This is a genomic window from Clostridiales bacterium (assembly GCA_025757645.1).
Taxonomy (GTDB): domain Bacteria; phylum Bacillota; class Clostridia; order Oscillospirales; family Oscillospiraceae; genus CAG-103.
This window is the reverse complement of sequence record CP107216.1, coordinates 501,921-526,678: the sequence shown is the minus strand read 5'-3', so window position 1 is coordinate 526,678 and position 24,758 is coordinate 501,921. Positions and strand designations below refer to the sequence as shown.

Genomic DNA, 24,758 nt, shown 5'->3' with positions numbered 1-24,758 from the left:
AGAAACTCCTTTCGCGCGTAACGACGGATAGAAATTAATTGAATATTATAGCACATCGGCGAAAAATGTGGTATGCTTATTTCAAACATTTTTAAATAAATATATTAAGGAGGCTATCCGATGAAAAACGATTTTCTGACACTCATAAAGACCCGGCGGAGCATCCGCGCCTACAAGCCGGACGCCGTGCCCGCAGACACACTCGCGCGCGTGCTCGAGGCCGGCACCTACGCCCCGTCGGCCATGGGCGAGCAGTCGGCAACGATCGTCGCCGTGGAGACGAAAGCTTACCGCGACCGTCTGACAAAGCTCAACGCCGCCGTGATCGGCAGGGATGTCGACCCCTACTACGGCGCGCCGGTGATCGTGGTCGTGCTCGGCGACGGAGAGCGCGCAAATTATCTGGCCGACGGCAGCTGCGTGCTCGAAAACCTCATGCTGGCCGCGCACGCCGAGGGGCTCGGCACCGTGTGGGTCAACCGCGAGCGCGAGATCTTTGACAGCCCGGACGGCAAGGCGCTGCTGCGCGACTGGGGCCTGCCGGAGGCGCTGCGCGGCGTCGGCGCGATCGCGCTCGGCTATGCCGCCGGCCCTGCACCGGAGGCCGCCCCGCGCAAGGAAAACTACATCGTACACGTCTGAGCATTCGCTCAAGCGGAAAGCCCGCCCGCCGGAGTTCCGGCGGGCGGGCTGCTATGTAGAGAGGAAAACCGCTCAGTCGATGTGGATGACCGGCTCGGTCAGCTCCGCGGCGGTCACGTTGGGGTTGTGATAGTGCTCGCGGCGGTCGGTGATCCTGCCGATCGAGATGGCCTGCTGCGGGCAGTACTGCAGGCAGCTCAGGCACTGGATGCAGTTGCCGCCGATGACGGCGCGGCCGCCCTCGATGCGGATGTTGCCGCGCGGGCAGAGCCGGGCGCACTGACCGCAGGCGACGCACGCATCGCTGACGGCAAACTTCTGCGCCTTGCCGGCCACGATCTTCGGCCAGATGCTGCTCTCGAGCTGGTTGATGGGCTTTTTCGGCGGGGCCTTGGGCGAGACCGCCCGGGCAAGAACATCCTGCGCGATCTGCTTTGCCTTTTTGTCCGCGCGGCGCTGCGCCATGGCGGGCGTCACCGGCGGCAGCATCACGCTGTGCGGCAGCAGCCAGATGCACGTGCACTGGTGCGACACGGCCGTCCAGTAGCGCAGGGGGATGATGCTGTTGAGCTTGTACAGGCCGGAGCCCATGTAGCCCGCGTACTGGCAGACGCCGAATGTATACGCCGTGAGGCCGACCTGGATCTTGCGCAGCGACTCCTCCACGCCGCCGGGCAGACCGCCGCCGTAGCACGGGAAGACGAAGCCGACGCGCTTGGCGTCACGCACGTCCGTGACCGCGGGCTCTTTGCGCATAAGGATGATGTCCGTGTCGCCCAGCTCCCGGGCGATGGTTTTCGCCATGTCGAGACAGTTGCCGGTGCCAGAGTAGCAGAAGATCACATTTTCGCTCATGTGAAACACTCCCTTAAATTTTGATTGTCCCTATTGTACACCAAGCCTTTTTGCGATACAATAGTACCGTAAAATATAGAACGTTGGAGACCAAAATGTACCACATCAAGAACGACAAACGCGCGCGGGCGTCTACGGAGCTTATTTGCGCGGGCCTTTTGGCCTGCATGAAAGAAAAACCGTTCGCGCGCATCACGATCACGGACGTGCAGCGCGCCTCGACGGTGAGCCGCTCGACGTTTTACCGCAACTTCGACTGCCTCGAGGACGTGCTGGCGCTGCTGTGCGACCGCGGGTTTCAGGCCGTGTTCAGCGAGTACAACACCCTGCCGCCCGAGCAGCGCGGCAGCCTGGCCAAGGCGGTATTTCAGTACTGGTTTCGCAACAGCGCGGTGCTCGAGGCGCTCGTGCAGATCCACCGGACGGACATTTTGTTCGACAGTCTGCGCCGCAGCTCCGGCCTGATCCAGGCGCTGCGGCCGATGGCGGACGATCCCGCGCGGTTTGATTATTTCGTCGCCATCATCACGTCGTCCATGATCGGTGTGCTGACCGTCTGGGTCGAGCACGGCAAGACGGAGACGGATGATCAAATGGTGCAAAAGCTCACGAGCGCCTTCATCGAGATGGCGATCCTGGAGCTGCCCGGCTGAGAAAACCCGGCCTTTCCCGCACTGGGAAAGGCCGGGTTTCTGTTTGCTTTTACGGCACGATGCGTGTGCCGCTCTCGCCGCGCATGGCGGCCGGGGCCTGCTCGAGCGAGGCGATGACGGCGCGCCGCCGCCAGCCGCTGCGCACGAACTGCACGGCCGCGGCCACCTTCGGCTGCATGGAGCCGGCGCCGAACTGCCCGGCGCGCAGGTAGGTCTCCGCCTCATCCACGTGCAGCTCGTCGAGCGCCCGCTGCTCCGGCGTGCCGAAGTTCAGGCAGACGTGGTCGACCGCCGTGAGGATGAACAGATAGTCCGCGCCGACGGCTTCGGCCAGGCACGCGGAAGCAAAGTCCTTGTCGATGACGGCGTCCACGCCGTAGTAGTCCCCGTGCGCGTCGCGCACGACGGGCACACCGCCGCCGCCGCAGGCGATGACGATATACTCACTGTCGAGCAGGTTCAGAATCGAGCGCCGCTCGGCAATATCCACCGGCTTCGGCGAGGCGACAACGCGCCGCCAGCCGCGGCCGGAGTCCTCCCGCATACGCAGGGACGGATCATCACGCATCATCTGCTCCGCGGCGGCCTCATCGTAAAACGCGCCGATGGGCTTTGTCGGCTCGCCGAACGCGGGGTCGTCCGGGTCGACGACGACCTGCGTGACGACCGTCGCCACCTGCCAGGGCATACCATTGGCGCGCAGCGTGCGGCGCATGCCCTGCTGCAGGTGGTAGCCGATATAGCCCTGGCTCATGGCCGTGCACTCCGGCAGCGGCATGGGCGCGACCTTGGGGTTCGTTTTCGCGGCGGTGTCGAACGCCGCCTGGATCATGCCGACCTGCGGGCCGTTGCCGTGGCTGATGATGATCTCGTGGCCCTGATGGATGAGCCCGACGAGCGCCGGGCACGCGGCGGCCACGCGTTCGCGCTGCTCCGCCGGCGTGCTGCCGAGCGCGTTGCCGCCGAGAGCAATGACGATTCTGGCCATGGCGTCACCTGTGCTGCGGCGCGGGCTGCTGCTGCGTGATGCAGTGGATGTTCCCGCCGCCGAACGCGACCTCGCGCGTCTGCACGCCGACCACGCGGCGGTCGGGGAACATGGCCTGCACCTGCTGCACGGCGAGCGCGTCGTTCGCGTCGCCGTACTGCGGCAGGATAACGCCGCCGTTGACGATGAGGAAGTTCATATACGACGCGATGGCGACCTCGCCATCCTCGCGCGGGATCGTGCCCTCCACGGCGTCGATCGTCGCCGCGCCCTGCAGCAGGCAGGGCTGCTGCGTCAGGCAGAGCTTGTGCACCTTCAGTTTGCGGCCTTTGGCGTCCGTCGCCTGCGAGAGCGTGTCGTACGCGTCGCGCGCCGGCTGATAGAACGGGTTTTGCGGGTCGTCCGTCCAGATGCAGGCGACCTCGCCCGGGCGGATGAAGCAGGCCACGTCGTCGATGTGGCCGTTGGTCTCCTCGGGGTCGATGCCGTCGCGCAGCCAGAGCACCTTCTCGCAGCCGAGATAGTCGCAGAGCATGCGCTCGATGGCGCCGCGGTCCATGTCGGGGTTGCGCCCCTCGGACAGCAGGCACATCTCGGTCGTGAGCACGGTGCCCTCACCGTCGACGTGGATGGAGCCGCCCTCGAGCACGAAGCCCTCGGTGCGGTAGGAATCGACGCGCTCGATCTCGCAGACCTTCTGCGCGACCTGATCGTCGAGATCCCACGGGAAATAGAGCCCGTCGACCAGCCCGCCCCAGGCGTTGAACGTCCAGTCCACGGCGCGCACGCCGCCGTTGCCGTTGACGAGAAACGTCGGCCCGCAGTCGCGGATCCAGGCGTCGTTGCTCGCCATCTCGACGACGCGCACGGCGCGCGGCAGGCGCTCGCGCGCATTCTGGTACTGCGCCGGGGAGACGCAGACCGTCACGGGTTCAAACTGCAAAATGGCCGTGGCCACGTCCAGAAAGGCTTTCTGCGCGGGCTTGGCGCCGTCGCGCCAGTTGTCGTTGCGCTCCGGCCAGAGCATCCAGACGCCGGCCTGCGGCTCAAACTCCGCAGGCATCCGGTAGCCGTCGAGCTTCGGCGTAGAACCGGTGATTCGTTTTGCCATAACGTTTTCCTCCTAAGAATGATGCCGGCGCGCACGCGCCGCGATGAGAATTTCGCCGATGACGATGCTGAGGATCGACCCGATCGTGATCGGCAGATAGTACGAGAGCGTGTCCGTATCGAACGACAGCGGCACCGCCGTGAAGAAGATCGAGATGAGGATGAGCGCCATGGGCACATAGGCCAGCACGCGCAGCATCCCGTGCCCGCCCGGCACGCGAAACGGCCGCTCGGAATCGGGGTCGATCTCCCGCAGGCGCAAAAACGCCGGGAACACGGGCGCATAGCTCAGCAGGAGCATGACGAGGTTGAGCGCAAAAAAGCTCCAGAACAGGGACGAATCCGGCGAGAGCAGCTCGATGATGATGCCGAGGATGCACACGACGCTCGCCACGATGCCGCTCGTGAGCGCGGAGCCGATGGGCATGTCGTTTTTCGCCCAGCGCTTTGCAAAGATCGCGGGCATGTCGCCGTTTTCGGCGGCGTAGGCCGCCGTGGAGTTCACGCCCATGGACCACGAGATCATGTTGCCGAACAGGGTAATGAGAAACAGCAGCGCCACCGCGCCGACGAACCAGCCGCTCGTGCGGCCGGTCATGAGCGAGACGGCGTCGATGAGGCCCGAGTCCTCGCTGATCTCGTGCGTGGGGATGGCCGCGCCGATGCCGAAGGCCGAAAACAGGTAGATGAGCGCGATGACGATGCCGCCGGTGACGACGGCCTGCGGGATCTGGCGCTTGGGGTCGCGCATATTGTCGGCATACGTGCACACGACCTCGAAGCCCAGGAAGTTGAAGATGATGACCGAGATATACGACAGGCTGTGCAGGTCAAACCCCGGCAGGAACGTGCGGAAGGCCATGTCGTTGACAAAGCCGTTTTTCACGACGTAGACGATGCCGAGCACGCCGACCGTCAGCGCGAGGACCATTTTGATGGCGGCGCTGATGTTGAGGATGAGGATGCTGTCGCACACAGGGTAAAATGCGATCCACGTGACGATCCAGATGAAGGCGAGCTCGATGAGCAGCTTTGCCAGCCACCCGAACTGCAGCCCTGTGAGCACGCCGAGCAGCTCCGGGCACACGACGGCGAGCGAGGCCATCCACAGCGGAAAGTTGATCCAGTAGTACCACGAGGCGCGCGCGCCCCACTTCGAGCGCGGGAACGCCTTGTTGATCCAGTCATAGAGCCCGCCGTCGCCGGTATACGTCGTGCCGAGCTCGGACGAGATCATGCCGTACGGCAGCAGGAAGGCGATCATCATGAACACCCACCAGAAATACTGGCTGTTGCCGATGGAGGCGACGGGCGCCGCCGCCTCCGCCACGAACACGACGCAGATGACAGAGAGGACGACGTCCGCAAGGCGGAATTTTTTTCGTTCTTCCATGGTGTCTGCTCCTTTGGCAGCCGGTCAGCAGCCGCCGAGCCGCGCGTCGAGGAAGGTGTCGAGCTCCTCCTGCGCCGCGGCAAGCTCCAGCTCCGTCGGGACGCGGCGGCAGCGCGTGAAATACACCAGCAGGCCGCGCATGGCCGTCAGGCGGTTGCCGGCCTGCTCCCAGCAGAGGGAGGCGGCGGAGTCGGCGACCTCGTCGGTCACGTCCTCGCCGCGCGTAGCAGGCAGACAGTGCAGGAACTTGCAGCCGAGCGCGCCGAGCTGCATGAGCTCGCGGTTGACCTGGTAGTCGGCAAAGACGCGCACGCGCTCTTCCTTCGGCATCTCGTTTTCATACAGGCCGTACCAGACGTCAGTATAGATAAAGTCCGCGCCGCGCACGGCGTCGCGCTCGTCCGTGACGGCCCAGCTGCCGCCGGAGAGCTTGCAGTTGGCCTCCAGAATGCGCTTGTGGTCGGCGTTCAGCTGGTGGCCCTCCGGGCCGTAGTGCACAAAGTGCATGCCGAGCTTCGTGGTGATGAAGCCGAGGGACGCGCACACCTGCGTTCCGTCGCCGACGAAGACGACCTTGCAGTCCTCCAGCCGATTGCCCTCGGGCAGGTTTTCCTTGATGGTGCACAGGTCGCCGATCTCCTGCGTGGGGTGGTTATAGTCGCTCATGCCGTTGATGACCGGGATCGTGCACGCATCGGCGAGCTCAACGATCGTCTTGTGCTCGATGACGCGGGCCATGACCACGTCGACCAGGCGCGAGAGCACCTTGCCCGTGTCGCCGATGGTCTCGTGGCCGCCGAGCTGGATCATGCCAGGGCCGAGATACTGCGCGTGGCCGCCGAGCTGGCTCATGGCCGTCTCGAACGACACGCGCGTGCGGGTGCTCGACTGCTGAAAGATCATGCCGAGGTTCATATTTTTCATCAGCGGGGGATAATAACCCCGGCGGATGGCGCGCTTGATGGCGAGCGACAGGTCGATGATGTCCAGCAGTTCCTGTTTTGTGAAATCGTTGGTGTCAATAAAATCTTTTTTGTACATATCCATTCCTCCAAAGCCGCAGTTTACGGGATTTGCTTCCCGGTTATTGTCGGCGGATTTGCGTACGGATATGCGCGCCGGACGAATTTTCCGTTTTCGCGGCACGATCGGTGCCGTTTTTTCGCCGAACAAAAAACACGCCCGCAGAAGCCTCGGCTTCTGCGGGCGTGCCGCGTTGTTTTTTCATTGAAAAACGCCGGTTTTCCCGGCAATTTTTTTGCATATATAAATTTATGTTATCACTTTGTCTTGCTTTTGACAAGCGCTTTCCTGCAGCTTTTCCGCTTTTCAGGCAGAAAAAAGCGAAATGTCCGTTAATAATCACTTGTTACACATATTGACATGATTCAGGCAAAGTTCTATAATAAATGTGTGTTAACGTTCTGCGCTTGTGCAAAATGTCGAATTTTCATCGTTGGCGCGGAATTTGTGCATCGAAGGAGGGAATGCGCGAATGAGAGACCTGAAGCATCTGATCTATTTTGAGAACCTGCTGCAGCAGGCAAACAACGACCTGGTTCAGGACGCCTGCAAGGATGGGCGGCTGGCGCTGGCATGGAACTGTTCGTACATACCGGAGGTTTTGCTGGACACGGACAACTGCTTTGGCGTGCGCCTGCGCGCGCCGAACTGCACGAACCCCGACATGGCCACCTACTACATGACCAACCGCTCGTGCCCGTACTCCAAGAGCATCCTCGAGCGTGCGTTTGAGGGCGGCTACAACTTTATCTCCGCGCTCATCGGGCAGGAGTGCTGCACGACGATGAACCGCATGGAGCAGTATTTTGAATACTGCGAGCTGATCCCGAACGACAAGTTCTTCTGCACGTATCTCGACATGCCGCTGCGCAAGACCGAGTGGCACGCGGGCTACTACCGCCGCCAGATCGAGCAGAAGATCATCCAGCCGCTCGAAAAGGTCTACGGCGTGGACTTCTCGGAGGAAAAGCTGCGCAAGGCCGTCGAGCAGTTCAACGAAGTGTGCCGCATCATCACGGAGATGAACGCCATGCGCATGGCGGACAACCCGGTCATCACGGGGTATGAGTTCCACGTCATCCAGCTGTGCACGCTCACGTGCCCGAAGGACCTCATCCTGCCGTACCTGCGCGAGACGCTGCAGGAGCTGCGCGAACGCCAGCCCGACCCGAAGCCGTGGTACCGCGCGCGCATCCTCATTGCCGGCAGCGAGATCGACGACCCCGAGTTCACGAAAATGCTCGAGATGGCCGGCGGCATGGTCGTGGCCGACCGCTACTGCTTCGGCTCGATGCCCGGCCGCGAGGAGATCCCGCTCGAGGAGGGCAAGGACGTTTTGCAGTCCATCGCCGACTACTATATGTGGCGCAACCAGTGCCCGCGCGCCATGGGCCCCGAGAACATCATCGCGCGCAAGAAATACATCTTCGATCTCGCGGAGAAATACCGCGCCGACGGCATCATCGTCGAGAACATGAAGTTCTGCGAATACTGGGGCTACGAGCGCGCGCAGGACGGCATGTGGTTCTACGAGGGCTATGAGCTGCCGCGCAGCATCCCCGTGTGCCAGATCGAGAAGGATTACACGAGCGCCGCCTCCGGCCAGCTGCGCACCCGGTTCCAGGCGTTCATCGAGTCGCTGGAGATCAAGAAGATCCAGGCGCAGCAATAAGGGAGGGGTTCAGCTATGTGGAAACGCAAACGCACGCTCAAAGAAGAATACGGCACGCTCGGCCACTTCCTGCGGGGTGACAACGAGTGCCATTATCTTGGCGACCTGTACATCGAGGGCACGAACTTCTACTTCCACCGCGAGTGGCGCGGCGTGAAGGACACGGCCTATGCCTTCGCCCGCTGGCTGCAGACCTGGGGCAAGATGGCCGGGCTCATCGGCCGCGACCCGGTGCGCATGATCCGCGCCTTCTGGAAGTATCGCTGGCTGAGCGCGTATCTGGCCACGCCGATGATGGTCGACAAATGGATCGAGGGTGACCGCGGCATGGTCCTGCGCGCCGACCTGACGGCCATCGACTGCATGGTGTCCGACTCCATCACGACGCTCTGGCGCGAGATCCGCGCCGACCGCCGCTTCGGCGAGAACAAGTGGACCGAGCGCACGATCGCCTTTGACTACACGCTGCCGAAGCACATCATCTACGGCTTCCCCGGCTACTACGGCATCAACATCCAGCAGCACGCGGCATTCATGGTGCCGATTTTGAACAAGAACCTCGGCTCGTACTACGTCGACCAGGCTGTCAGCTGCGGCATCCCGGGCGATATGTGCACGCTGCCGCTCGTGGAGACCGGCGTCGCCGTCGAGGGCGAGTACCCCGATATCGGCAACTGCTGGCTCACGACGAACAACCCCTGCGACGCGAACATGATGGACAACGTCGCTATGTACCGCGCGCTCTCAAGCGACGGCAAGAAGGCCGTGCACCCGTTCACGACGCCGCTCATGTATGACGACCCGACCTGCAAGGAGCTCGGCGTGCACGAGGTGTACGACGCCATCCACTTCCTCGAAGAGCAGTTCCACCAGCCGTTCAACTGGGACACGTTCATCCAGCACATCGAAAACACCAACCAGTTCAACCGCGAGGAGACCGAGCGCTGGGACGTCTATGCCAAGACGAACAACGGCGCGCTCAACCCCGTGTGCCAGGGGCTGTTTCGCATCTACTTCTACCAGCAGGGCGGCAACGAGTACTTCCTCAAGGCCTCGCACAAGCTCATGCGCATCTTTGATAAATGTGTGCGCAAGAACATCGACACCTTCCCGCTCACGCGCCACCGCGCCATCGCCTGGAGCTGCGGCTCGACGTATTACGCACACGGCGTGCAGTGGCTGTATAACTGCTGGGGCATCCTGTGCCTGATCAACATGGATTCGCTCACCGGCCACAACATCGTCGACACCGAGGACCGCGACATCATGATGAGCGACGTGGCCGACTGGCACGCCCGCACCCCGATGCGCACGCACACCGTCGGCGGCAACCGCCACCTGATGCAGATGTGGGAGACGGCGGAGAAGTTCAACTGCGACATGATCATCATGTACGACGACATCGGCTGCAAGGGCATGGCCGGTGCGCAGGGTCTGATCGAGGAGGAGATCCGCAAGCATGACGAGCGCTTCCACACGGTGTGGATGCCGCACTCGCTGATGGATCACCGCATCGTCTCTCCGGCCGAGGCGCGCCGCACCGTCAACGAATACATGATCAACGTCATGCACGAGGAGCCGGTCGATCCGTCGCTGCTCGACTTTGACGACAGCATGGGCTGGTAAAGGAGGTCCACCGATATGAAATGCAAATTTGCGCAGTTCCTGTTCCGAGCTTTTGGCATCACCGGCGGCGCGCTGGCCGTGCTGTTCGTGATCTATTACTATAACCTCGACATGAAGCTCATGCGCTCCGTCGTCGTGCCGTTTTTGAACAAACACTATGACAGCGTCAAGCGCGAGCACCAGATCTGACAGGGGAGGAGCAAACCATGGCAGTCAATCATAATGTCAACCCCCGGCCGCTGACCGCCGAGGAAAAGGAAAACCGCGCCCGCGGCGTGTATGACAGCTTTGCGACCTATGTGGTCTTCTGCGGGCACTGCCGCTACGTGCGCAAGACGAATATGTACATCATGCGCGCCGAGGCTTTTATCGACGAGCTCAAAGCCCGCGGCGAGGTCTGCCCCCAGTGCGGCAGGCAGGAGTGGACGCTCGGCTACCCGATGGGCACGACCACCGGCTTCGTCAAGTTCTGACACGCGCACCGCAGCAGGCCCCCGCACCCGCGAGGGCCTGCTTTTTTGCGCAGATTTCGGCACATTTGCGCGACGCTTGTTGCATATCGCCGAAAATGGGAAATTTCGTTTCCCTGCGCGCATGCATATGTTATAGTAGTGACAATCTCAGCGCAACAACATGAAGGAGGAGAGACCATGGCACAACTCAGACCGAAGATCGTGAAGCTGGCGAAGATCATTGGGGGCGTCACCGGCATCACGACCAGGATCGACGAAAACGCGCCCGAATACTACTGCATGGCAGGCATCCTGACCGACGAGGAAGCGGATGTCGCCATCGCGGCTGGCCTGCGCAAGGAGCGCACCGCGGCCTACCTGGCCAGGAAGGTCGGCAAGACCGTGCAGGAGGTGCAGCCTCTGCTCGACAACCTCGTGTACTACGGCATCTTCCGCCGCTCGCACAACGAGACGCTCGGCGAGGACACGTATTACATGCAGATCTTCGCGCCCGGCATCCTCGAGATGATGGTCAACCAGAAGGAGCTGCTCGACACGCATCCGGAGGTCGGCCGCGCGTTCGAGGAATACACCCGCAACCTCGCGGCGAACATGGGCGCCATGATCCCCGACGGCTACGGCCTCATGCGCGTCATCCCGGTCGAGAGCGCGCTCGAGGGCATTCCCGGCGTGAACGAATTTGAGCGCATCTCGCACTATCTGGACAAGTACGACCGCTTCTCCGTGTCCCCGTGCTCCTGCCGCGCATCGCGCACGAGCATCGGCGACGGCTGCGGCCACCTCGATGAGGACATGTGCATCCAAATGGGCAAGGGCGCCGAGCACTACATCCGCTCCGGCCGCGCCAAGGAGATCACACGCGAGCAGGCGCTCGAAATTATCAAGCGCGCCGAGGAAAACGGCCTCATGCACGACATGGTCAACATCGAAGAGCCGGGCGAGAGCGCGGCCATCTGCAACTGCTGCGCCTGCGCCTGCTTCGGCCTGCGCGTGGGCCTGATGTACGGCGCGCGCGACGCGATCCGCTCCAACTACGTTGCCGAGGTGGACGAGGCCAAGTGCGTCGCCTGCGGCCAGTGCGTGGAGACCTGCCCCGGCAACGCGCTCAAGCTCGGCCAGAAGCTCTGCTCGACCGAGGACCTGACACAGAAGCCGGACTACGTCAAGCTCTCCGAGACCCTGCATCCGAAGCGCACGTGGGACCCGAACTACCGCGAGGACCACGAGGACGTCGTGCCCACCGGCACCGCCCCGTGCAAGACCGCCTGCCCGGCGCACATCCCCGTGCAGGGCTACCTGAAGCTCGCCGCGCAGGGCCGCTACACGGACGCGCTCGAACTCATCAAGAAAGAAAACCCGTTCCCGGCCGTCTGCGGCCGCATCTGCAACAAGCGCTGCGAGGCCGAGTGCACCCGCGGCGACGTGGACGAGGCCGTCGCCATCGACGAGGTCAAGCGCTTCATCGCCGACCACGACCTGCACGAGGCCACGCGCTACGTGCCGAAGCTGCTCAACCAGATCGGCCGCCCGTACACGGAGAAGATCGCCGTCATCGGCGCCGGCCCTGCCGGCATGAGCTGTGCCTACTACCTCGCCAACAAGGGCTACCCCGTGACCGTGTTCGACCGCAACCCGGTGCCCGGCGGTATGCTCACGCTCGGCATCCCGAGCTTCCGGCTGGAAAAAGACGTGCTCAACGCCGAGATCGACATCCTGCGCGAGATGGGCGTCGAGTTCCAATGCGGCGTTGAGGTCGGCAGGGACATCACCATCGAGCAGCTGCGCGCGCAGGGCTACAAGGGCTTCTACGTTGCCATCGGCGCGCAGAAGTCGGCCAAGCTCCGCATCCCGGGCGAGGAGCTTGATGGCGTCTACGGCGGCGTGGACTTCCTGCGCGCCGTGAACCTCGGCCACGAGACGCATATCGGCAAGCGCTGTGCCGTCATCGGCGGCGGCAACGTGGCCATGGACGTCTGCCGCAGCGCGGTGCGCCTCGGCGCAGACGAGACGTACGTGCTCTACCGCCGCAGCGAAGCCGAGCTGCCCGCCGACCCCGAGGAGGTCAAAGAGGCGATGGAAGAGGGCGTGCAGTTCCGCTTCCTGACCGCCCCGGTCGAGATCCTCGGCACGGACGGCAAGGTCACGGGCATCCGTGTGGAGCGCATGGTGCTCGGCGAGCCGGACGAGAAGGGCCGCCGCAAGCCCGTCGGCACGGGCGAATTCGAGACGCTCGCGGTCGATTCCGTCATCGGCGCCATCGGCCAGACGGTCGACTGGGGCACGCTCGATACCGGCGCGCTCACGACGACGAAGAAGGGCACGGCCGAGGCCGACGCGCTGACCTATCAGACCGCGCAGCCGGACATTTTCGTCGGCGGCGACTGCTACACCGGCCCGAAGTTTGCCATCGACGCCATTGCCGCCGGCAAGGAGGCCGCCATCAGCCTGCACCGCTATGTGCACCCCGGCCAGACGCTCACCGCCGGCCGCGACCGCAGAGTCTACAAGGCGCTCGACAAGGAGCACGTGCTCATCGAGACGGCCGATTTCGATAAAGATCACCGCCAGATGCCGGGCTACAACGCCGCCAAGGCCAAGACCTTCTCCGACGCGCGCGTCACGTTCACGGAAGAGCAGGTGCGCAGGGAGTGCGCCCGCTGCCTCGGCTGCGGCGCAACGAAGGTGGACAGCTACCTGTGCATCGGCTGCGGCCTGTGCACCACGAAGTGCAAGTTCGATGCCATCCACCTCAAGAAGGTGCGCGACTGGCACGCGGGCTCGTATGAGACCATGCCGATCAAGGTCGCCGAGGGCGTCGTCAAGCGCGCGGGCAGCATCGTGAAAAAGGCGGTCAGCAAGTAATGCACGAGCTGGCACTGTGCGACGCGATGCTCAAAATGGTGCGCGATATCTCCCGCGAGCAGGCGCTCGAGGGCGTGCGCAGCATCACGGTCCGCGTCGGGACGCTCTCGGGCGTTGTCCCGCGCTTTCTCACCGACTGCTGGGTCGCCGTGACCGACGGCACGGAGTATGACGGCGTGCCCCTGCGCGTCGAGACGGAGGCTGGCCGCGCCCGCTGTCTCGACTGCGGGGCGGAGTTCGTCGCCGACGTTGAGGACCTCTCCTGCCCGGACTGCGGCGGAAAAAAGCTCATGCCCCTCTCCGGCCGCGACATGACCATTCAGGAGATCGAGGCGTACTGACCCCATATGCAAGCAGGCCCCCGCACCCGCGGGGGCCTGTTTGGGCCGCAAAATGCCCCCGGAAGCAGATCGCTTCCGGGGGCATCCTTCATGCACAAATCGAAATCAGAAGTCCGCGTTGCCGACCGTGCGCGGGTGCAGCTCCACATCGCGGATGTTGCTCACGCCGGTCAGGTACATGACCATGCGCTCAAAGCCGAGACCGAAGCCGGCGTGGCGGCAGCTGCCGTAGCGGCGCAGATCAAGATACCACCAGTAGTCTTCCTCGCGCAGGCCAAGCTCCTGCATGCGCTTGGTGAGCAGGTCGAGCCGCTCCTCGCGTTGGCTGCCGCCGATGATCTCGCCGATGCCCGGCACAAGGCAGTCCGCCGCGGCGACAGTCTTGCCGTCGTCGTTCATGCGCATGTAAAACGCCTTGATCTCCTTCGGATAATCCGTGACGAACACGGGCTTGTTGAACACCTGCTCGGTCAGGTAGCGCTCGTGCTCCGTCTGCAGGTCGATGCCCCACTCAACGGGGTAGTCGAACTTGTGGCCGGAGTCTTTGAGCAGCTTCACAGCGTCGGTATACGTGATGCGGCCGAAATCGTTGTCCACCACGTTGCGCAAGCGCTCGAGCAGGCCCTTGTCCACGAAGGAATTGAAAAATTCCATCTCCTGCGGGCACTTTTCGAGCACGGTGTTGATGATGAACTTCACCATCGCCTCCATGCACTCGAGATCGTCGTCGAGGTCGGCAAACGCCATCTCCGGCTCGATCATCCAGAACTCGGCGGCGTGGCGCTGGGTGTTGGAGTTCTCGGCGCGGAACGTCGGGCCGAAGGTGTACACGTCGCCAAAGGCGAGCGCGAAGTTCTCGGCGTTGAGCTGGCCGGACACGGTCAGGTTCGTGCTCTTGCCGAAGAAATCCTTGGAGAAATCGACCTTACCGTCCGCCGTGCGCGGAAGATTGTCGAGGTCGAGCGTCGTGACGCGGAACATCTCGCCCGCGCCCTCACAGTCAGAGCCCGTGATGATCGGGGTCTGGACGTAGACGAAGCCGCGGTCCTGGAAGAACGTGTGCACCGCCTGCGCGGCCACGCTGCGGACGCGGAACGTCGCGCTGAAGAGGTTCGTGCGCGGACGCAGATGCTGGATCGTGCGCAGGAACTCCACGCTGTGGCGCTTTTTCTGCAGCGGATAGTCCGGCGCGGACACGCCCTCGACCGTGACGCTGTCGGCCTTGAGTTCAAACGGCTGCTTGGCGTCCGGCGTGAGCACGAGCTCGCCGTGCACGATGAACGCCGCGCCGACGTTCTGGCGGGCGATCTCGTCGTAATTTTCGAGCTTGCCGCGCTCGAGCACGACCTGCAGGCTCTTGAAGCAGCTGCCGTCGTTGAGCTCGATAAAGCCGAAATTCTTCATGTCGCGGATCGTGCGCGCCCAGCCGCAGACGGTCATGGTCTGGCCGCCGAAGGTCTCCGGGGATGCATAGATGCCGGCGATGTGCTGTCTTTTCATATCATCAGCCTCGTTTCCGATGGATTTTGAGAGATAACTTCCTTATTATACGCACAATGCGCGTGTTTTTCAACCGCTTCTTGCGCGCACAAACACAAAACCGGCGGATTTCCCGCCGGTTTTGCTCAGAGATTCGCTGTTATGCGATGATGTGGATCGCAGCGTGGTTGTTGCGCAGCGTCACGTCCGTCGTCACGCCGCCGGCCTCGCCGTCGCGCGTCCAGGCCACGGGCTCTTCAAATGTGAAGCGCAAATTCTTCGACTGCACGAGGATGACGTTCTCGTTGTCGTAATACTGGTTGAGCACGCCCGTGATGATGCGGCTCAGGTCGCCGAACTGCTTCGGACGGCGGATGAGCAGCGTCTCGAACAGGCCGTCGCCCAGGCTCACGAGGTCCTTGCGCAGGCGCACCATGCCGGCCACGGAGGTCGAGTTCGACACGCCGCCGAAGATGAAGTCGCCGTCGACCGTGCCGCCGTCGTACTCCACGTGCGCGCAGTAATGGTCGATGGCGTTGAGCCGGCCCATCGCCTCGAGCACGTAGGCCAGGTGGCCGAGCGCCTGCTTTTCGTTCTGCGGCGTCTCATAACTCACGGCCGTGAACGCGCCGAACGCCGCGACGTAGGTGAAAAAGCTCTGCTCGCCGAAGCTGCCGACATCAAACGCCGTCGGCGTGCCGGTCACGATGCGCAGGGCCGCGTCCGTCGCGTTTTTCGGCAGGCCAAGCGTCGAGGCCACATCGTTCGTCGTGCCCATCGGGATATAGCCCAGCGGGGGCGGGTTCGGCACCTGCATCAGGCCCGAGACGACCTCGCTGAGCGTGCCGTCGCCGCCGATGCAGGCCACGGTGTCATACTCCGCCGCGTGCTGCGCGGCAAACACGGTCGCGTCGCCGCGGCCCTGCGTGAAGTACACCGTCGTCAGGTATCCGCCGCTGTCGAGAATGTTCATCACCTCGCCGAAGCCGGTCTTGTAGCCGCTGCGTCCGGCCATGGGGTTGATGATCAGCATCATACGTTTTTTCATAATCAGCCTCCTGTCGGGGTAGCAAAAAGGGCATGGCAAACTGCCATGCCCCCGAGATTCTGTGGATCAGCCAAGCTCGTTCATTTTCTGAGCCATCGCAGACTTCTTGTGCGCTGCGTTGTTCTTGTGAATCAGACCCTTGCCGGCCGCGCGGTCAACAGCCTGGACAGCAACTTTATAGGTACTGACGGCTGCGTCACGGTTGCCTTCGGCAACAGCCGCATCAAACTTCTTCAGGTTGGTCTTCAGGGCGGATTTCTCAGCCTTGTTTTTCAGATTCTGCAGCTTGGACTTTTCGTCTCTCTTCATTGCGGACTTGATGTTCGGCATTTCTCAATCGCCACCTCCTCCTATAAAATTCAGTCATGGGTATGACCGTGCAATGTTCTGCAAGTGTTGATGATATCATCAAACCCTTCAAATTGCAAGCACTTTTTTCGATTTTCATTATAAATGTATCCATTTGTGGCAACGCTTCCAGTGAGCCACAAGATGTGGCGTCAGAAAGGAGTCTGTTATGCCGAATTTTCCCCGCACCGACCTCGCCGTCGAGGCCGAAGCCATCCACCGCAGCGCAGCCGCCGTCACGGAACTGCCCGGCGTGCGCGCCGAGGAGACGAACCGCCGCGGCTTTTCCGTGACCGAGGTGCACGTGCTCGACGCCGCCGGCGAAAATGCATTATGTAAACCGATTGGCGACTACTACACCCTCGCGCTCGACCCGCTGCTGCGGCGCGAGGACGATGCGTTTGAAAACGCGGCGCAGACGCTCGCTGAGCTGCTGCGCGGCGTGCTGCCGCTGATGCCGGACGCCTCCGTGCTCGTTGTCGGTCTCGGCAACCGGGCGATCACGCCCGACGCCGTCGGCCCGGACGCGATCGACAGCGTCATGGTCACGCGCCACCTGCGCGAGCAGCTGCCGGAGCATTTCGGACAGTTCCGCCCCGTGGCCGCGCTCGCGGCCGGCGTGCTCGGCACGACGGGCGTGGAATCCGCCGATATGATCCGCGCGCTCGCGGCCCACCTACGCCCGGACGCCATCATCGCCGTAGACGCACTCGCCTGCGCGGAGCTCGACCGCCTCGGCCGCACCGTCCAGCTCACGGACACCGGCATCACGCCCGGCAGCGGCGTCGGCAATGACCGCGCCGGTCTCAGCCGCGACACGCTCGGCATTCCGGTCGCGGCCATCGGCCTGCCGACCGTCATTGACGCCGGCGGCTTTTCGGACGACCCCCGCGCAGAGCAGATGTTCGTCACACCGCGCGATATCGACACCGTAGTGCGTGATGCGGCCAAACTCATCGGCTACGGCATCAATCTCGCGCTGCACGACGGGCTGACCATCGGCGACGTGGATATGTTCCTGTCCTGAGGCAATGTTTCACGTGAAACACGCCCGCCGGATTTCGCATTGTTTCACGTGAAACATCACAAAAATTTGCCGCAGCGCCTCCAAGCGGTTGAAAACGCGGCCGCACGCTGTTATAATAGCTGCAAACACGATTCAGGAGGCAAACCATGGGCAAAATCATTGCCGTCGCCAACCAGAAAGGCGGAGTCGGCAAGACGACCACGTGCGTGAATCTGACCTGCGCGCTCAAAAAGCGCGGGCGGCGCGTGCTCCTCGTCGACTGCGACCCACAGGGCAACAGCACCTCCGGCATGGGCGTGGACAAAACCGCGACGCCCAACTGCTACGACATGCTGATGAACGGCGCAGCCGCAGCCGACTGCATCCGCAGCACGAAATACGGCGACGTGCTGCCAGCAAATATGAATCTCTCCGGCTGCTCTGTGGAGCTCGTGAGCTCCGAGCAGCGGGAATACATCATGAAAACTGCGCTCGCCGCGGTGCAGGACGATTACGACTTCATCCTCATCGACTGTCCGCCGTCGCTCGAGCTGCTGACGATCAACGCGCTCGTCGCGGCCGACAGCGTACTTATCCCGGTGCAGTGCGAATATTACGCGCTCGAGGGCATTGCCGACCTCATGCGCAGCATCAAAATGTGCAACAAGCGCCTGAATCCGGAACTGACGGTGCAGGGCATCGTCATGACCATGTACGACGGCCGCACGAAGCTGTCCGATCAGGTCGTGAACGAGGTGCGCAAATTCTTCGGCAAAAAGGTCTACAAGACCATGATCCCGCGCAACGTGCGCCTGTCCGAGGCGCCGAGCCACCGCAAACCCGCCATCGCCTACGACAAAGAGTCGAAGGGCGCGCGGGCGTACCTGCATCTGGCGGGTGAGCTCATCAAGCGCGAGGAAAAGGCGGCAAAAGCGGCGGAGGCCGCGGCCGCGGCGGCCGCAGCGGAGGTGGAACATGGGTAAAGACGGAAAGAAGGGTCTCGGCATGGGCCTCGGCGCGCTCTTCGGGGAGGAATATCCGGCCCCGCAGCCGGAACGCGAGGAGACAGCGCCCGACCTGCTGCCGATCGAGAAGATCGAGCCGCGCGCCGACCAGCCGCGCAAGCACTTTGACCCGGAGGCGCTGGAAATGCTCGCAGAATCCATCCGGACGTATGGGCTCATCCAGCCGATCACGGTCCGGCCGCTCGATGGCGGATTTTATCAGATCATCGCGGGCGAGCGCCGCTGGCGCGCCAGCCGCATGGCCGGGCTCAAGGAAGTGCCGGTGCGCATCCTGACAGCGGACGAGCAGCGCGCCATGGAGATGGCGCTGGTCGAAAACCTCCAGCGTGAGGATCTGAATCCCATTGAAGAGGCGAAGGGCTACCGCGCCCTGCAGGATGTCTACGGCATGACGCAGGACGATGTGGCGCAGAGCGTGGGCAAATCGCGCCCCGCCGTCGCAAACGCGACGCGGCTGCTGGCGCTGTCCGAGCCGGTGCTGAAGCTCGTCGAGGACGGCACGCTCTCCGCCGGGCACGCGCGCGCGCTCCTGCCGCTCAGCGACCAGGAAATGCAGCTTGCCGCGGCGAAAACCGTCATTGAAAAGGGCCTGTCCGTGCGCCGGGCGGAAGCGCTGGCCGCGCAATTACTGAAGGATACGCTGGAAAAACCGGCAAAAAAGGCCGCCGGTGTGGATTATCTCGGCGAATGCGCGCGGCATCTCGAGCAGGTGCTCGGCCGCAAGGTGCGCATGACGCAGGGCCGAAAGACCGGGCGCATCGAACTGGAATACTACGACGCGGACGACCGCGAGGCGCTGCTGCAGGCGCTCGAGGCCATCGGCCGCAGAAACTGATACACATAGAATGAGGAGACAGAGACACCATGATTGACATTCGACTGATCCGCGAAAACCCCGATCTCGTTCGGGAAAACATCCGCAAAAAATTTCAGGACGCCAAGCTCCCGCTCGTCGACGAAGTGATTGAGCTCGACAAGGCCAACCGCGCCGCCATCAACGAGGCGTCGAATCTGCGCGCTGAGCGCAACGCCCTGTCGAAAAAAATCGGCATGCTCATGGGGCAGGCGAAAAAAGATCCCTCCAAGCTTGAAGAGGCCGAGGCCGTCAAGGCGCAGGTCACCGCGCAGGCGGCGCGTCTGGCCGAGCTTGAAAAGCAGGAGGAGGAACTCGAGGCCAAGATCCACAAGATCATGCTCACCATCCCGCAGATCATCGACCCCAGCGTGCCGCTCGGCCCGGACGACAGCTGCAACGTGGAGGTGCAGCGCTTCGGCGAGGCCGTCGTGCCAGATTTCCCGATCCCGTACCACACGGAGATCATGGAGCGCTTCGACGGCATTGATCTCGACGCCGCACGCCGCGTCTCCGGCAACGGATTTTACTATCTCATGGGCGACATCGCCCGTCTGCACGAGGCCGTGCTGGCCTACGCGCGCGATTTCATGATCGGCAAGGGCTTTACCTACTGCATCCCGCCGTTCATGATCCACGGCAACGTGGTCGAGGGCGTCATGAGCCAGACGGACATGGACGCCATGATGTACAAGATCGAGGGCGAGGACCTCTATCTGATCGGCACGAGCGAGCACTCCATGATCGGCCGCTACATCGATCAGATCCTCACCGAGGATCAGCTGCCGCAGACGATGACGTCCTATTCGCCCTGCTTCCGCAAGGAAAAGGGCGCGCACGGCATCGAGGAGCGCGGCGTGTACCGCATCCACCAGTTTGAAAAGCAGGAGATGATCGTCGTCTGCCGCCCGGAGGAGAGCATGGACTGGTACGAGAAGCTCTGGCGCTACTCCGTCGAGCTCTTCCGCAGCCTGGATATCCCGGTGCGCCAGCTCGAGTGCTGCTCCGGCGACCTTGCCGACCTGAAGGTCAAGTCCTGTGACATCGAGGCCTGGAGCCCGCGCCAGCAGAAGTACTTTGAGGTCTGCTCCTGCTCGAACCTCGGCGATGCGCAGGCCCGCCGCCTGCACATCCGCATCAAGGGCAAGGACGGCAAGAATTATCTCGCCCACACGCTCAACAACACCTGCGTCGCCCCGCCGCGTATGCTCATCGCGTTCCTCGAGAACAACCTGCAGCCCGACGGCAGCGTCGTCATTCCCGAGGTGCTGCGCTCGTACATGGGCGGCACGGAAGTCCTCGTACCCAAGCACTGAAACGACAAAGAAAACAGGGGAGGCAGCATCATGAAAAAGCCCGGTTGGCTCGATGAATTCAAGGTATTCATCTCACGCGGCAACGTCATTGACCTGGCCGTCGGCGTTGTGGTCGGCGGCGCGTTCACGGCCATCGTCACCGCGCTCGTCAACGATATCATCAATCCGCTCATCTCGCTCATCATCGGCGGGCTGGACTTCTCCGGCCTGAACATCGGCGTGTTCCCGATCGGCGACCTGATCATGTCTATCATCAACTTCCTGTGTATTTCGCTCGTCGTGTTCTGGATGGTGAAGATCATCAACCGCTTCAACCGCAAGAAAGAAAAGGAGCCCGAACCGGAAGCCCCGGCCAAGCCGACCACGGACGAGCTGCTGGCGGACATTCTCGCCGAGCTCAAGCTGCAAAATGGCCGCGCCGAGGCCGCCAAGACACTGGACGCCGCAGAAGAGGAAGAATCTTCCGCTTCGGAGCGATAAAAATAACACTTGACAACCCAAGGCTCATATGTTATAGTATATGAGCCTTGAGGGTCAAGTTCATATCGCGGAGTGGAGCAGTTCGGTAGCTCGTCGGGCTCATAACCCGGAGGTCGCAGGTTCAAATCCTGTCTCCGCAACCATATCGAGTGTTCATAACGGATTTGATGTTATGAACACTCGATTTTTTATGCTTCTTTTGGAGAGCAGGCATTTCGCCTGCTCTCCTTCGTTATGCGGGAATATATTCCACGGCCACGCCCTGCCTTGTTTCGGAGATATAATGGCTTGTCAGAGGCGCTGCCGGGATGTCGATGTACCCCACAAAGCGGTAGTGAATTGCGATTCGCTGTGTTCTACTTTTTCCGACGCCCTGCGTTTCGTACACCTCGATATGGTCAATAAGCTCCCGCAGCAGCGGTGCGGTCAGCTCGTCCATCTGCATAAACTTTCGGATGGCAGCGATAAACTTGTCCTTATTGGCCGCTTGCCGCTCCGCCTCCGCAATTTGCTCCCGGAGCTGTGGAATCTTCACTTTCAAGGCAAGCTGCTCTACATCGTATTCGTGGGTAATTTGCAGGAAGCCCTCGTCGGAAAGAAGCCCTTCCGCATTCTTTTCAAAGGCCTTTTTGTAGAGTCGGGACACGGCTTCTGTTCGCATCCGTGCCTTTTGCAGCTCTCCCTCAAGGCGCTTCTTTTCCTCTGCGATTTCCCGGTTGGACTTGCGTTCCAGAAGGTCGGCGAACATTGGCTCGTCGTCCCGCAGAAATTGCGCCATTCGTTGTAGCTCCAGTTTTACCACCTGCTCGATAGCGTCCGCCCGCACATAGTGCCGGGTCGGGCAACTGCCACGGTAGTCTTTTACATAGTTGGAACAGGAGAAAAAGCATATATTCTTATTGATGGTGTTGACGTGATACCACAGCTTGTGACCGCAGTCGGCGCAGTACAGCAGATCAGAAAAGATGCTCTTTTCGCCATTCTCCGATTTCGGCGCACGGCGCTTTGTCCGTTTGATGATCTTCTTTTGTACCTGCTCAAAGGTGTCCCGGTCGACAATCGGCTCGTGAACATCCTTGAAGATGACCCAGTTTTCTTCCGGGTTATCGATGCGGGTCTTATCCTTGAAGGATTTAGAGTAGGTCTTGAAATTGATCACATCGCCGCAGTATTCCTGCTGGGTCAGGATTTTACGAATGGTGCTGTTTTTCCATCGGTAAGGGTTTGGCTGCGTCTTTTTGCCGCCCCTGCCGATGCCTTTTTCGTGCCAGTACGCCGTGCAGTTGAGAATCCCATTTTCCTGTAAAATGCGGGCAATGGTGTCGTTGCCCTTACCCTCCAGACACATACGGAAAATGTCCCGCACCACCTGAGCGGCCTCCGGGTCAATGATCCAGTGCTTTTTGTTCAGCGGGTCTTTCCTGTAGCCGTAGGGCGGCTGGCCCAGCGGTTCGCCGGAATTTCCCCGGATACGATGGGCAGACCGCACCTTGCGGCTGATGTCCCGGGCGTACATCTCGTTCATCACATTTCGAAATGGGGCAAGCTCATTTTCGCCGTCATCGCTGTCTACGCAGTCATTCACCGCAATGAAACGGATATTGTGTTCCGGGAAGAAGGTGTCTGTGTAGTACCCAACACCGAGATAATCTCTGCCAAGCCGGGACATATCCTTGACGATGACCGCTGTCACATAGCCCATTTCGACATCCTCAATCATTTTCTGAAAAGACGGACGGTTGAAATTCGTGCCGGTATAACCGTCGTCCACATAGAAACGGGTATTCCCGAGGCTATTTTCTTTGGCGTATTTCTGCAATAAACGCTTTTGATTGGCTACGGAGTTACTGTCGCCTTCCGCTCCATCATCACGGGACAGGCGGCAGTACAGCGCTGTCAATCCCGATTGTTCTTTTTTCTTTTTCGACTGCATAAGTCCTCCTTCCCGGCAGCCGAACACACATATTCCGCTGCTATTGTATCGGATGCTTGACCGGGCGTCAAAGGTATGAGATTGCTGACCACTGTTCTTTGTACACGGTCACGCAGATTAGTTTGAGAGCTGCGCTCAAATTCTGCAGAAACAAAATAGATCACATCCCCAATTTTGTATTCGTGGACTTTTCCGTCGGATACGCCGACGATCCAATTCGTTTGCCGCTTCATTTTCTATCACTCCTTATCGTTCCTTCCGCCCACGCTGGCGGATGAGGTATTTGCGATAATATTCGCAAGCCTTGATGATAAAATCCTCCGTCTTTCCGGCATCCAAACCTTTGGGAAGAACCTCCCGCAGGCGGGATGCGGGGACCTTCACCGTCTCCCGCTGATTTGCTTTTTCTTCGCTCATAAGGAACTGGATCACATCCTTCGTCAGCAGCCCTTCACGGTCGGCCTTGTGCATTCGCCATGCCTGCGAATAAGATGGCGTGCAGTCGTTGATCTCACATTGCTCCAGCACATCCCGCTGGCTGTATTCATCGAGATAGGACAACTCCACGCCGACAGAGAACGCAATTTCCTCCTTGTCCATCTTTTCCAGCAATTCCGGGATGAGGTAGGTCAAGCGAATATAGCGCTGAACCTGCCTGCCGCTGTCTGTATCGGAAATATCATCCCGGGACTTGTGGCCAACTTGTCCACAAGCGATTCCCTGATGGGACAGTGCTTCCATTTTCAACTTGTAAGCATACGCCTTTTCACTGGGCAGGATATGCTCCCGGTGCAGATTGCTGTCCACCAAGGCAATGGCGGCGGCATCCCGGTCAAGAGTGCAAATCAGCACGGGAACTTCTGTCAGACCTGCCTTCCGGGCAGCATACAGGCGGCGGTGGCCGCTGATGACTTCATATTCATCGCTGTTTTCAACGGAACGGACGATCAACGGGGAAAGAACACCATTCTCCCGGATACTTTCCGAAAGAGCAGCCATCTCCTCGTTGTCCTGTACCTTGTAGGGATGGCCTTCAAACGGGCGCAGCTGTTCAATTCTTAAGAGCGCCGGTTTCATTGGCACTGTGTTTTTGTTATTCATTGTTGACCTTCTTTCTCTTTTTCGGGTAGTAAATATCACTCTCTAAGTCTTATTTCCTTCCGATTCCCGGACTTCTGGAATTCCGATAATCGGACTTTTGGGTAAACTCCTTTAAGTAGATGCGGTTGGCCTTGCCCTGCCCCTGACGGCGGCGCTCGATAAGGTCGGCTGCATCCAGCTCTGCAAACAGGCGGCAGACCTTTTCGTGTCCGAAATGCAGCAGCTCCTGCGCCTGATGGATGGTGAAATATTGGTAGACCCGACCGTGCTCGTCTTTCCAGTCGTTTTTCTCGGATAGGGACAGCCGATCCAGCAGCAGACCGTAGAGCATCTTGGCATCGGTGGAAACAGTTTGGTAAATCTCATCTGTGAACAGCAGCTTTGGGATACGGTAAAAGGTGAAATGTTCGGAGTCGTTGACTGTAAAATATGGGTTCATTGAATTCCTCCTCTCGCTTGAATTTGTCACGCTTTTCAAAGCGGATTTTTGAGGTTAAGGTGTTGCTGTATTGCTTGGGTTGATTTGGGTTC

26 protein-coding genes and 1 tRNA gene are annotated in these 24,758 nt (G+C 61.1%); 14 read left to right on the top strand and 13 right to left on the bottom strand.

Annotated features, from left to right (window positions below):
• Positions 1–120: 120 nt before the first annotated feature.
• Positions 121–642 (top strand): nitroreductase, encoded by a 522-nt coding sequence (locus OGM61_02525; GenBank protein ID UYI84962.1) that lies wholly within the window; start codon positions 121–123, stop codon positions 640–642.
• A 72-nt stretch (positions 643–714) separates the two neighbouring features.
• Here the strand turns inward: OGM61_02525 and OGM61_02520 are convergent, their stop codons facing one another.
• A complete protein-coding gene (locus OGM61_02520; protein ID UYI84961.1) occupies positions 715–1,497 on the bottom strand; it encodes an EFR1 family ferrodoxin in 783 nt (260 codons plus the stop codon).
• 167 nt (positions 1,498–1,664) lie between these two features.
• Here OGM61_02520 and OGM61_02515 point away from each other — a divergent pair, with 167 nt between their 5' ends.
• Positions 1,665–2,150 carry a TetR/AcrR family transcriptional regulator gene (locus tag OGM61_02515; protein ID UYI84960.1) on the top strand — a complete coding sequence of 162 codons (486 nt, stop codon included), beginning with the start codon at positions 1,665–1,667 and terminating at the stop codon, positions 2,148–2,150.
• 49 nt (positions 2,151–2,199) lie between these two features.
• Here the strand turns inward: OGM61_02515 and arcC are convergent, their stop codons facing one another.
• The 5 genes from arcC to OGM61_02490 are packed head-to-tail and all read right to left on the bottom strand — an operon-like array spanning position 2,200 to position 7,007.
• The gene (gene arcC / locus OGM61_02510) at positions 2,200–3,138 is read right to left on the bottom strand and encodes a carbamate kinase (GenBank protein UYI84959.1); all 939 of its coding nucleotides are present in this window, start codon (positions 3,136–3,138) and stop codon (positions 2,200–2,202) included.
• 4 nt (positions 3,139–3,142) lie between these two features.
• Entirely contained in the window at positions 3,143–4,249 is a 1,107-nt protein-coding gene (gene aguA, locus OGM61_02505; protein ID UYI84958.1) for an agmatine deiminase, read from the bottom strand.
• Positions 4,250–4,261: 12 nt separating this feature from the next.
• On the bottom strand, positions 4,262–5,641 hold the full coding sequence (locus tag OGM61_02500) for an APC family permease (protein ID UYI84957.1): 1,380 nt from the start codon (positions 5,639–5,641) through the stop codon (positions 4,262–4,264).
• A 24-nt stretch (positions 5,642–5,665) separates the two neighbouring features.
• Positions 5,666–6,682: a putrescine carbamoyltransferase gene (gene ptcA / locus OGM61_02495; GenBank protein ID UYI84956.1), complete on the bottom strand. Its 1,017-nt coding sequence runs from the start codon at positions 6,680–6,682 to the stop codon at positions 5,666–5,668.
• A 43-nt stretch (positions 6,683–6,725) separates the two neighbouring features.
• Positions 6,726–7,007 carry a hypothetical protein gene (locus OGM61_02490; GenBank protein ID UYI84955.1) on the bottom strand — a complete coding sequence of 94 codons (282 nt, stop codon included), beginning with the start codon at positions 7,005–7,007 and terminating at the stop codon, positions 6,726–6,728.
• Between the two features lie 129 nt (positions 7,008–7,136).
• Between OGM61_02490 and OGM61_02485 the strand changes: the two genes are divergently transcribed.
• The 6 genes from OGM61_02485 to OGM61_02460 all read left to right on the top strand — a co-directional run bounded on the left by OGM61_02485 (position 7,137) and on the right by OGM61_02460 (position 13,638).
• Positions 7,137–8,336, top strand: a complete 1,200-nt coding sequence (locus tag OGM61_02485) for a 2-hydroxyacyl-CoA dehydratase family protein (GenBank protein ID UYI84954.1) — start codon at positions 7,137–7,139, stop codon at positions 8,334–8,336.
• 15 nt (positions 8,337–8,351) lie between these two features.
• Positions 8,352–9,962 (top strand): 2-hydroxyacyl-CoA dehydratase family protein, encoded by a 1,611-nt coding sequence (locus OGM61_02480; protein ID UYI84953.1) that lies wholly within the window; start codon positions 8,352–8,354, stop codon positions 9,960–9,962.
• Positions 9,963–9,977: 15 nt separating this feature from the next.
• Positions 9,978–10,151 (top strand): hypothetical protein, encoded by a 174-nt coding sequence (locus tag OGM61_02475; protein UYI84952.1) that lies wholly within the window; start codon positions 9,978–9,980, stop codon positions 10,149–10,151.
• Between the two features lie 17 nt (positions 10,152–10,168).
• The gene (locus OGM61_02470) at positions 10,169–10,435 is read left to right on the top strand and encodes a hypothetical protein (protein UYI84951.1); all 267 of its coding nucleotides are present in this window, start codon (positions 10,169–10,171) and stop codon (positions 10,433–10,435) included.
• 177 nt (positions 10,436–10,612) lie between these two features.
• On the top strand, positions 10,613–13,297 hold the full coding sequence (locus OGM61_02465) for an FAD-dependent oxidoreductase (protein UYI84950.1): 2,685 nt from the start codon (positions 10,613–10,615) through the stop codon (positions 13,295–13,297).
• Positions 13,297–13,638: a hydrogenase maturation nickel metallochaperone HypA gene (locus OGM61_02460; GenBank protein UYI84949.1), complete on the top strand. Its 342-nt coding sequence runs from the start codon at positions 13,297–13,299 to the stop codon at positions 13,636–13,638. The genes OGM61_02465 and OGM61_02460 overlap by 1 nt, the downstream gene beginning before the upstream one ends.
• A 105-nt stretch (positions 13,639–13,743) precedes the next feature.
• Here the strand turns inward: OGM61_02460 and asnS are convergent, their stop codons facing one another.
• The 3 genes from asnS to rpsT all read right to left on the bottom strand — a co-directional run bounded on the left by asnS (position 13,744) and on the right by rpsT (position 16,495).
• Positions 13,744–15,138, bottom strand: a complete 1,395-nt coding sequence (gene asnS / locus OGM61_02455; GenBank protein ID UYI84948.1) for an asparagine--tRNA ligase — start codon at positions 15,136–15,138, stop codon at positions 13,744–13,746.
• Between the two features lie 139 nt (positions 15,139–15,277).
• Positions 15,278–16,165, bottom strand: coding sequence for a YegS/Rv2252/BmrU family lipid kinase (locus tag OGM61_02450; GenBank protein ID UYI84947.1), 888 nt, complete (start codon positions 16,163–16,165; stop codon positions 15,278–15,280).
• 66 nt (positions 16,166–16,231) lie between these two features.
• Complete coding sequence (rpsT, locus tag OGM61_02445) at positions 16,232–16,495, bottom strand: 30S ribosomal protein S20 (GenBank protein ID UYI84946.1); 264 nt, start codon at positions 16,493–16,495, stop codon at positions 16,232–16,234.
• Positions 16,496–16,682: 187 nt separating this feature from the next.
• On the opposite strand from rpsT, the gene gpr reads away from it, so the two are divergent.
• The 6 genes from gpr (at position 16,683) to OGM61_02415 (ending at position 21,336) form a co-directional block, all read left to right on the top strand.
• Positions 16,683–17,540 carry a GPR endopeptidase gene (gene gpr, locus OGM61_02440; protein ID UYI84945.1) on the top strand — a complete coding sequence of 286 codons (858 nt, stop codon included), beginning with the start codon at positions 16,683–16,685 and terminating at the stop codon, positions 17,538–17,540.
• A 146-nt stretch (positions 17,541–17,686) separates the two neighbouring features.
• Complete coding sequence (locus OGM61_02435) at positions 17,687–18,502, top strand: ParA family protein (protein ID UYI84944.1); 816 nt, start codon at positions 17,687–17,689, stop codon at positions 18,500–18,502.
• Positions 18,495–19,379 (top strand): ParB/RepB/Spo0J family partition protein, encoded by an 885-nt coding sequence (locus tag OGM61_02430; protein ID UYI84943.1) that lies wholly within the window; start codon positions 18,495–18,497, stop codon positions 19,377–19,379. Before OGM61_02435 ends, OGM61_02430 begins: the two co-directional genes overlap by 8 nt.
• A gap of 29 nt (positions 19,380–19,408) precedes the next feature.
• Positions 19,409–20,713: a serine--tRNA ligase gene (gene serS / locus OGM61_02425; GenBank protein UYI84942.1), complete on the top strand. Its 1,305-nt coding sequence runs from the start codon at positions 19,409–19,411 to the stop codon at positions 20,711–20,713.
• 30 nt (positions 20,714–20,743) lie between these two features.
• Positions 20,744–21,193, top strand: a complete 450-nt coding sequence (gene mscL / locus OGM61_02420) for a large conductance mechanosensitive channel protein MscL (GenBank protein UYI84941.1) — start codon at positions 20,744–20,746, stop codon at positions 21,191–21,193.
• 66 nt (positions 21,194–21,259) lie between these two features.
• A tRNA-Met gene (locus tag OGM61_02415) sits at positions 21,260–21,336 on the top strand.
• A gap of 89 nt (positions 21,337–21,425) precedes the next feature.
• Here the strand turns inward: OGM61_02415 and OGM61_02410 are convergent.
• Genes OGM61_02410 through OGM61_02395 form a run of 4 tightly spaced genes read right to left on the bottom strand, consistent with a single transcriptional unit; the run spans position 21,426 to position 24,666 of the window.
• Positions 21,426–23,126: a recombinase family protein gene (locus OGM61_02410; protein UYI84940.1), complete on the bottom strand. Its 1,701-nt coding sequence runs from the start codon at positions 23,124–23,126 to the stop codon at positions 21,426–21,428.
• Complete coding sequence (locus OGM61_02405; GenBank protein ID UYI84939.1) at positions 23,090–23,359, bottom strand: hypothetical protein; 270 nt, start codon at positions 23,357–23,359, stop codon at positions 23,090–23,092. The genes OGM61_02410 and OGM61_02405 overlap by 37 nt, the downstream gene beginning before the upstream one ends.
• Positions 23,360–23,372: 13 nt before the next feature.
• The gene (locus OGM61_02400) at positions 23,373–24,227 is read right to left on the bottom strand and encodes a ParB/RepB/Spo0J family partition protein (GenBank protein ID UYI84938.1); all 855 of its coding nucleotides are present in this window, start codon (positions 24,225–24,227) and stop codon (positions 23,373–23,375) included.
• A gap of 49 nt (positions 24,228–24,276) precedes the next feature.
• Positions 24,277–24,666 (bottom strand): replication initiator protein A, encoded by a 390-nt coding sequence (locus OGM61_02395; protein ID UYI84937.1) that lies wholly within the window; start codon positions 24,664–24,666, stop codon positions 24,277–24,279.
• Positions 24,667–24,758: the final 92 nt, after the last annotated feature.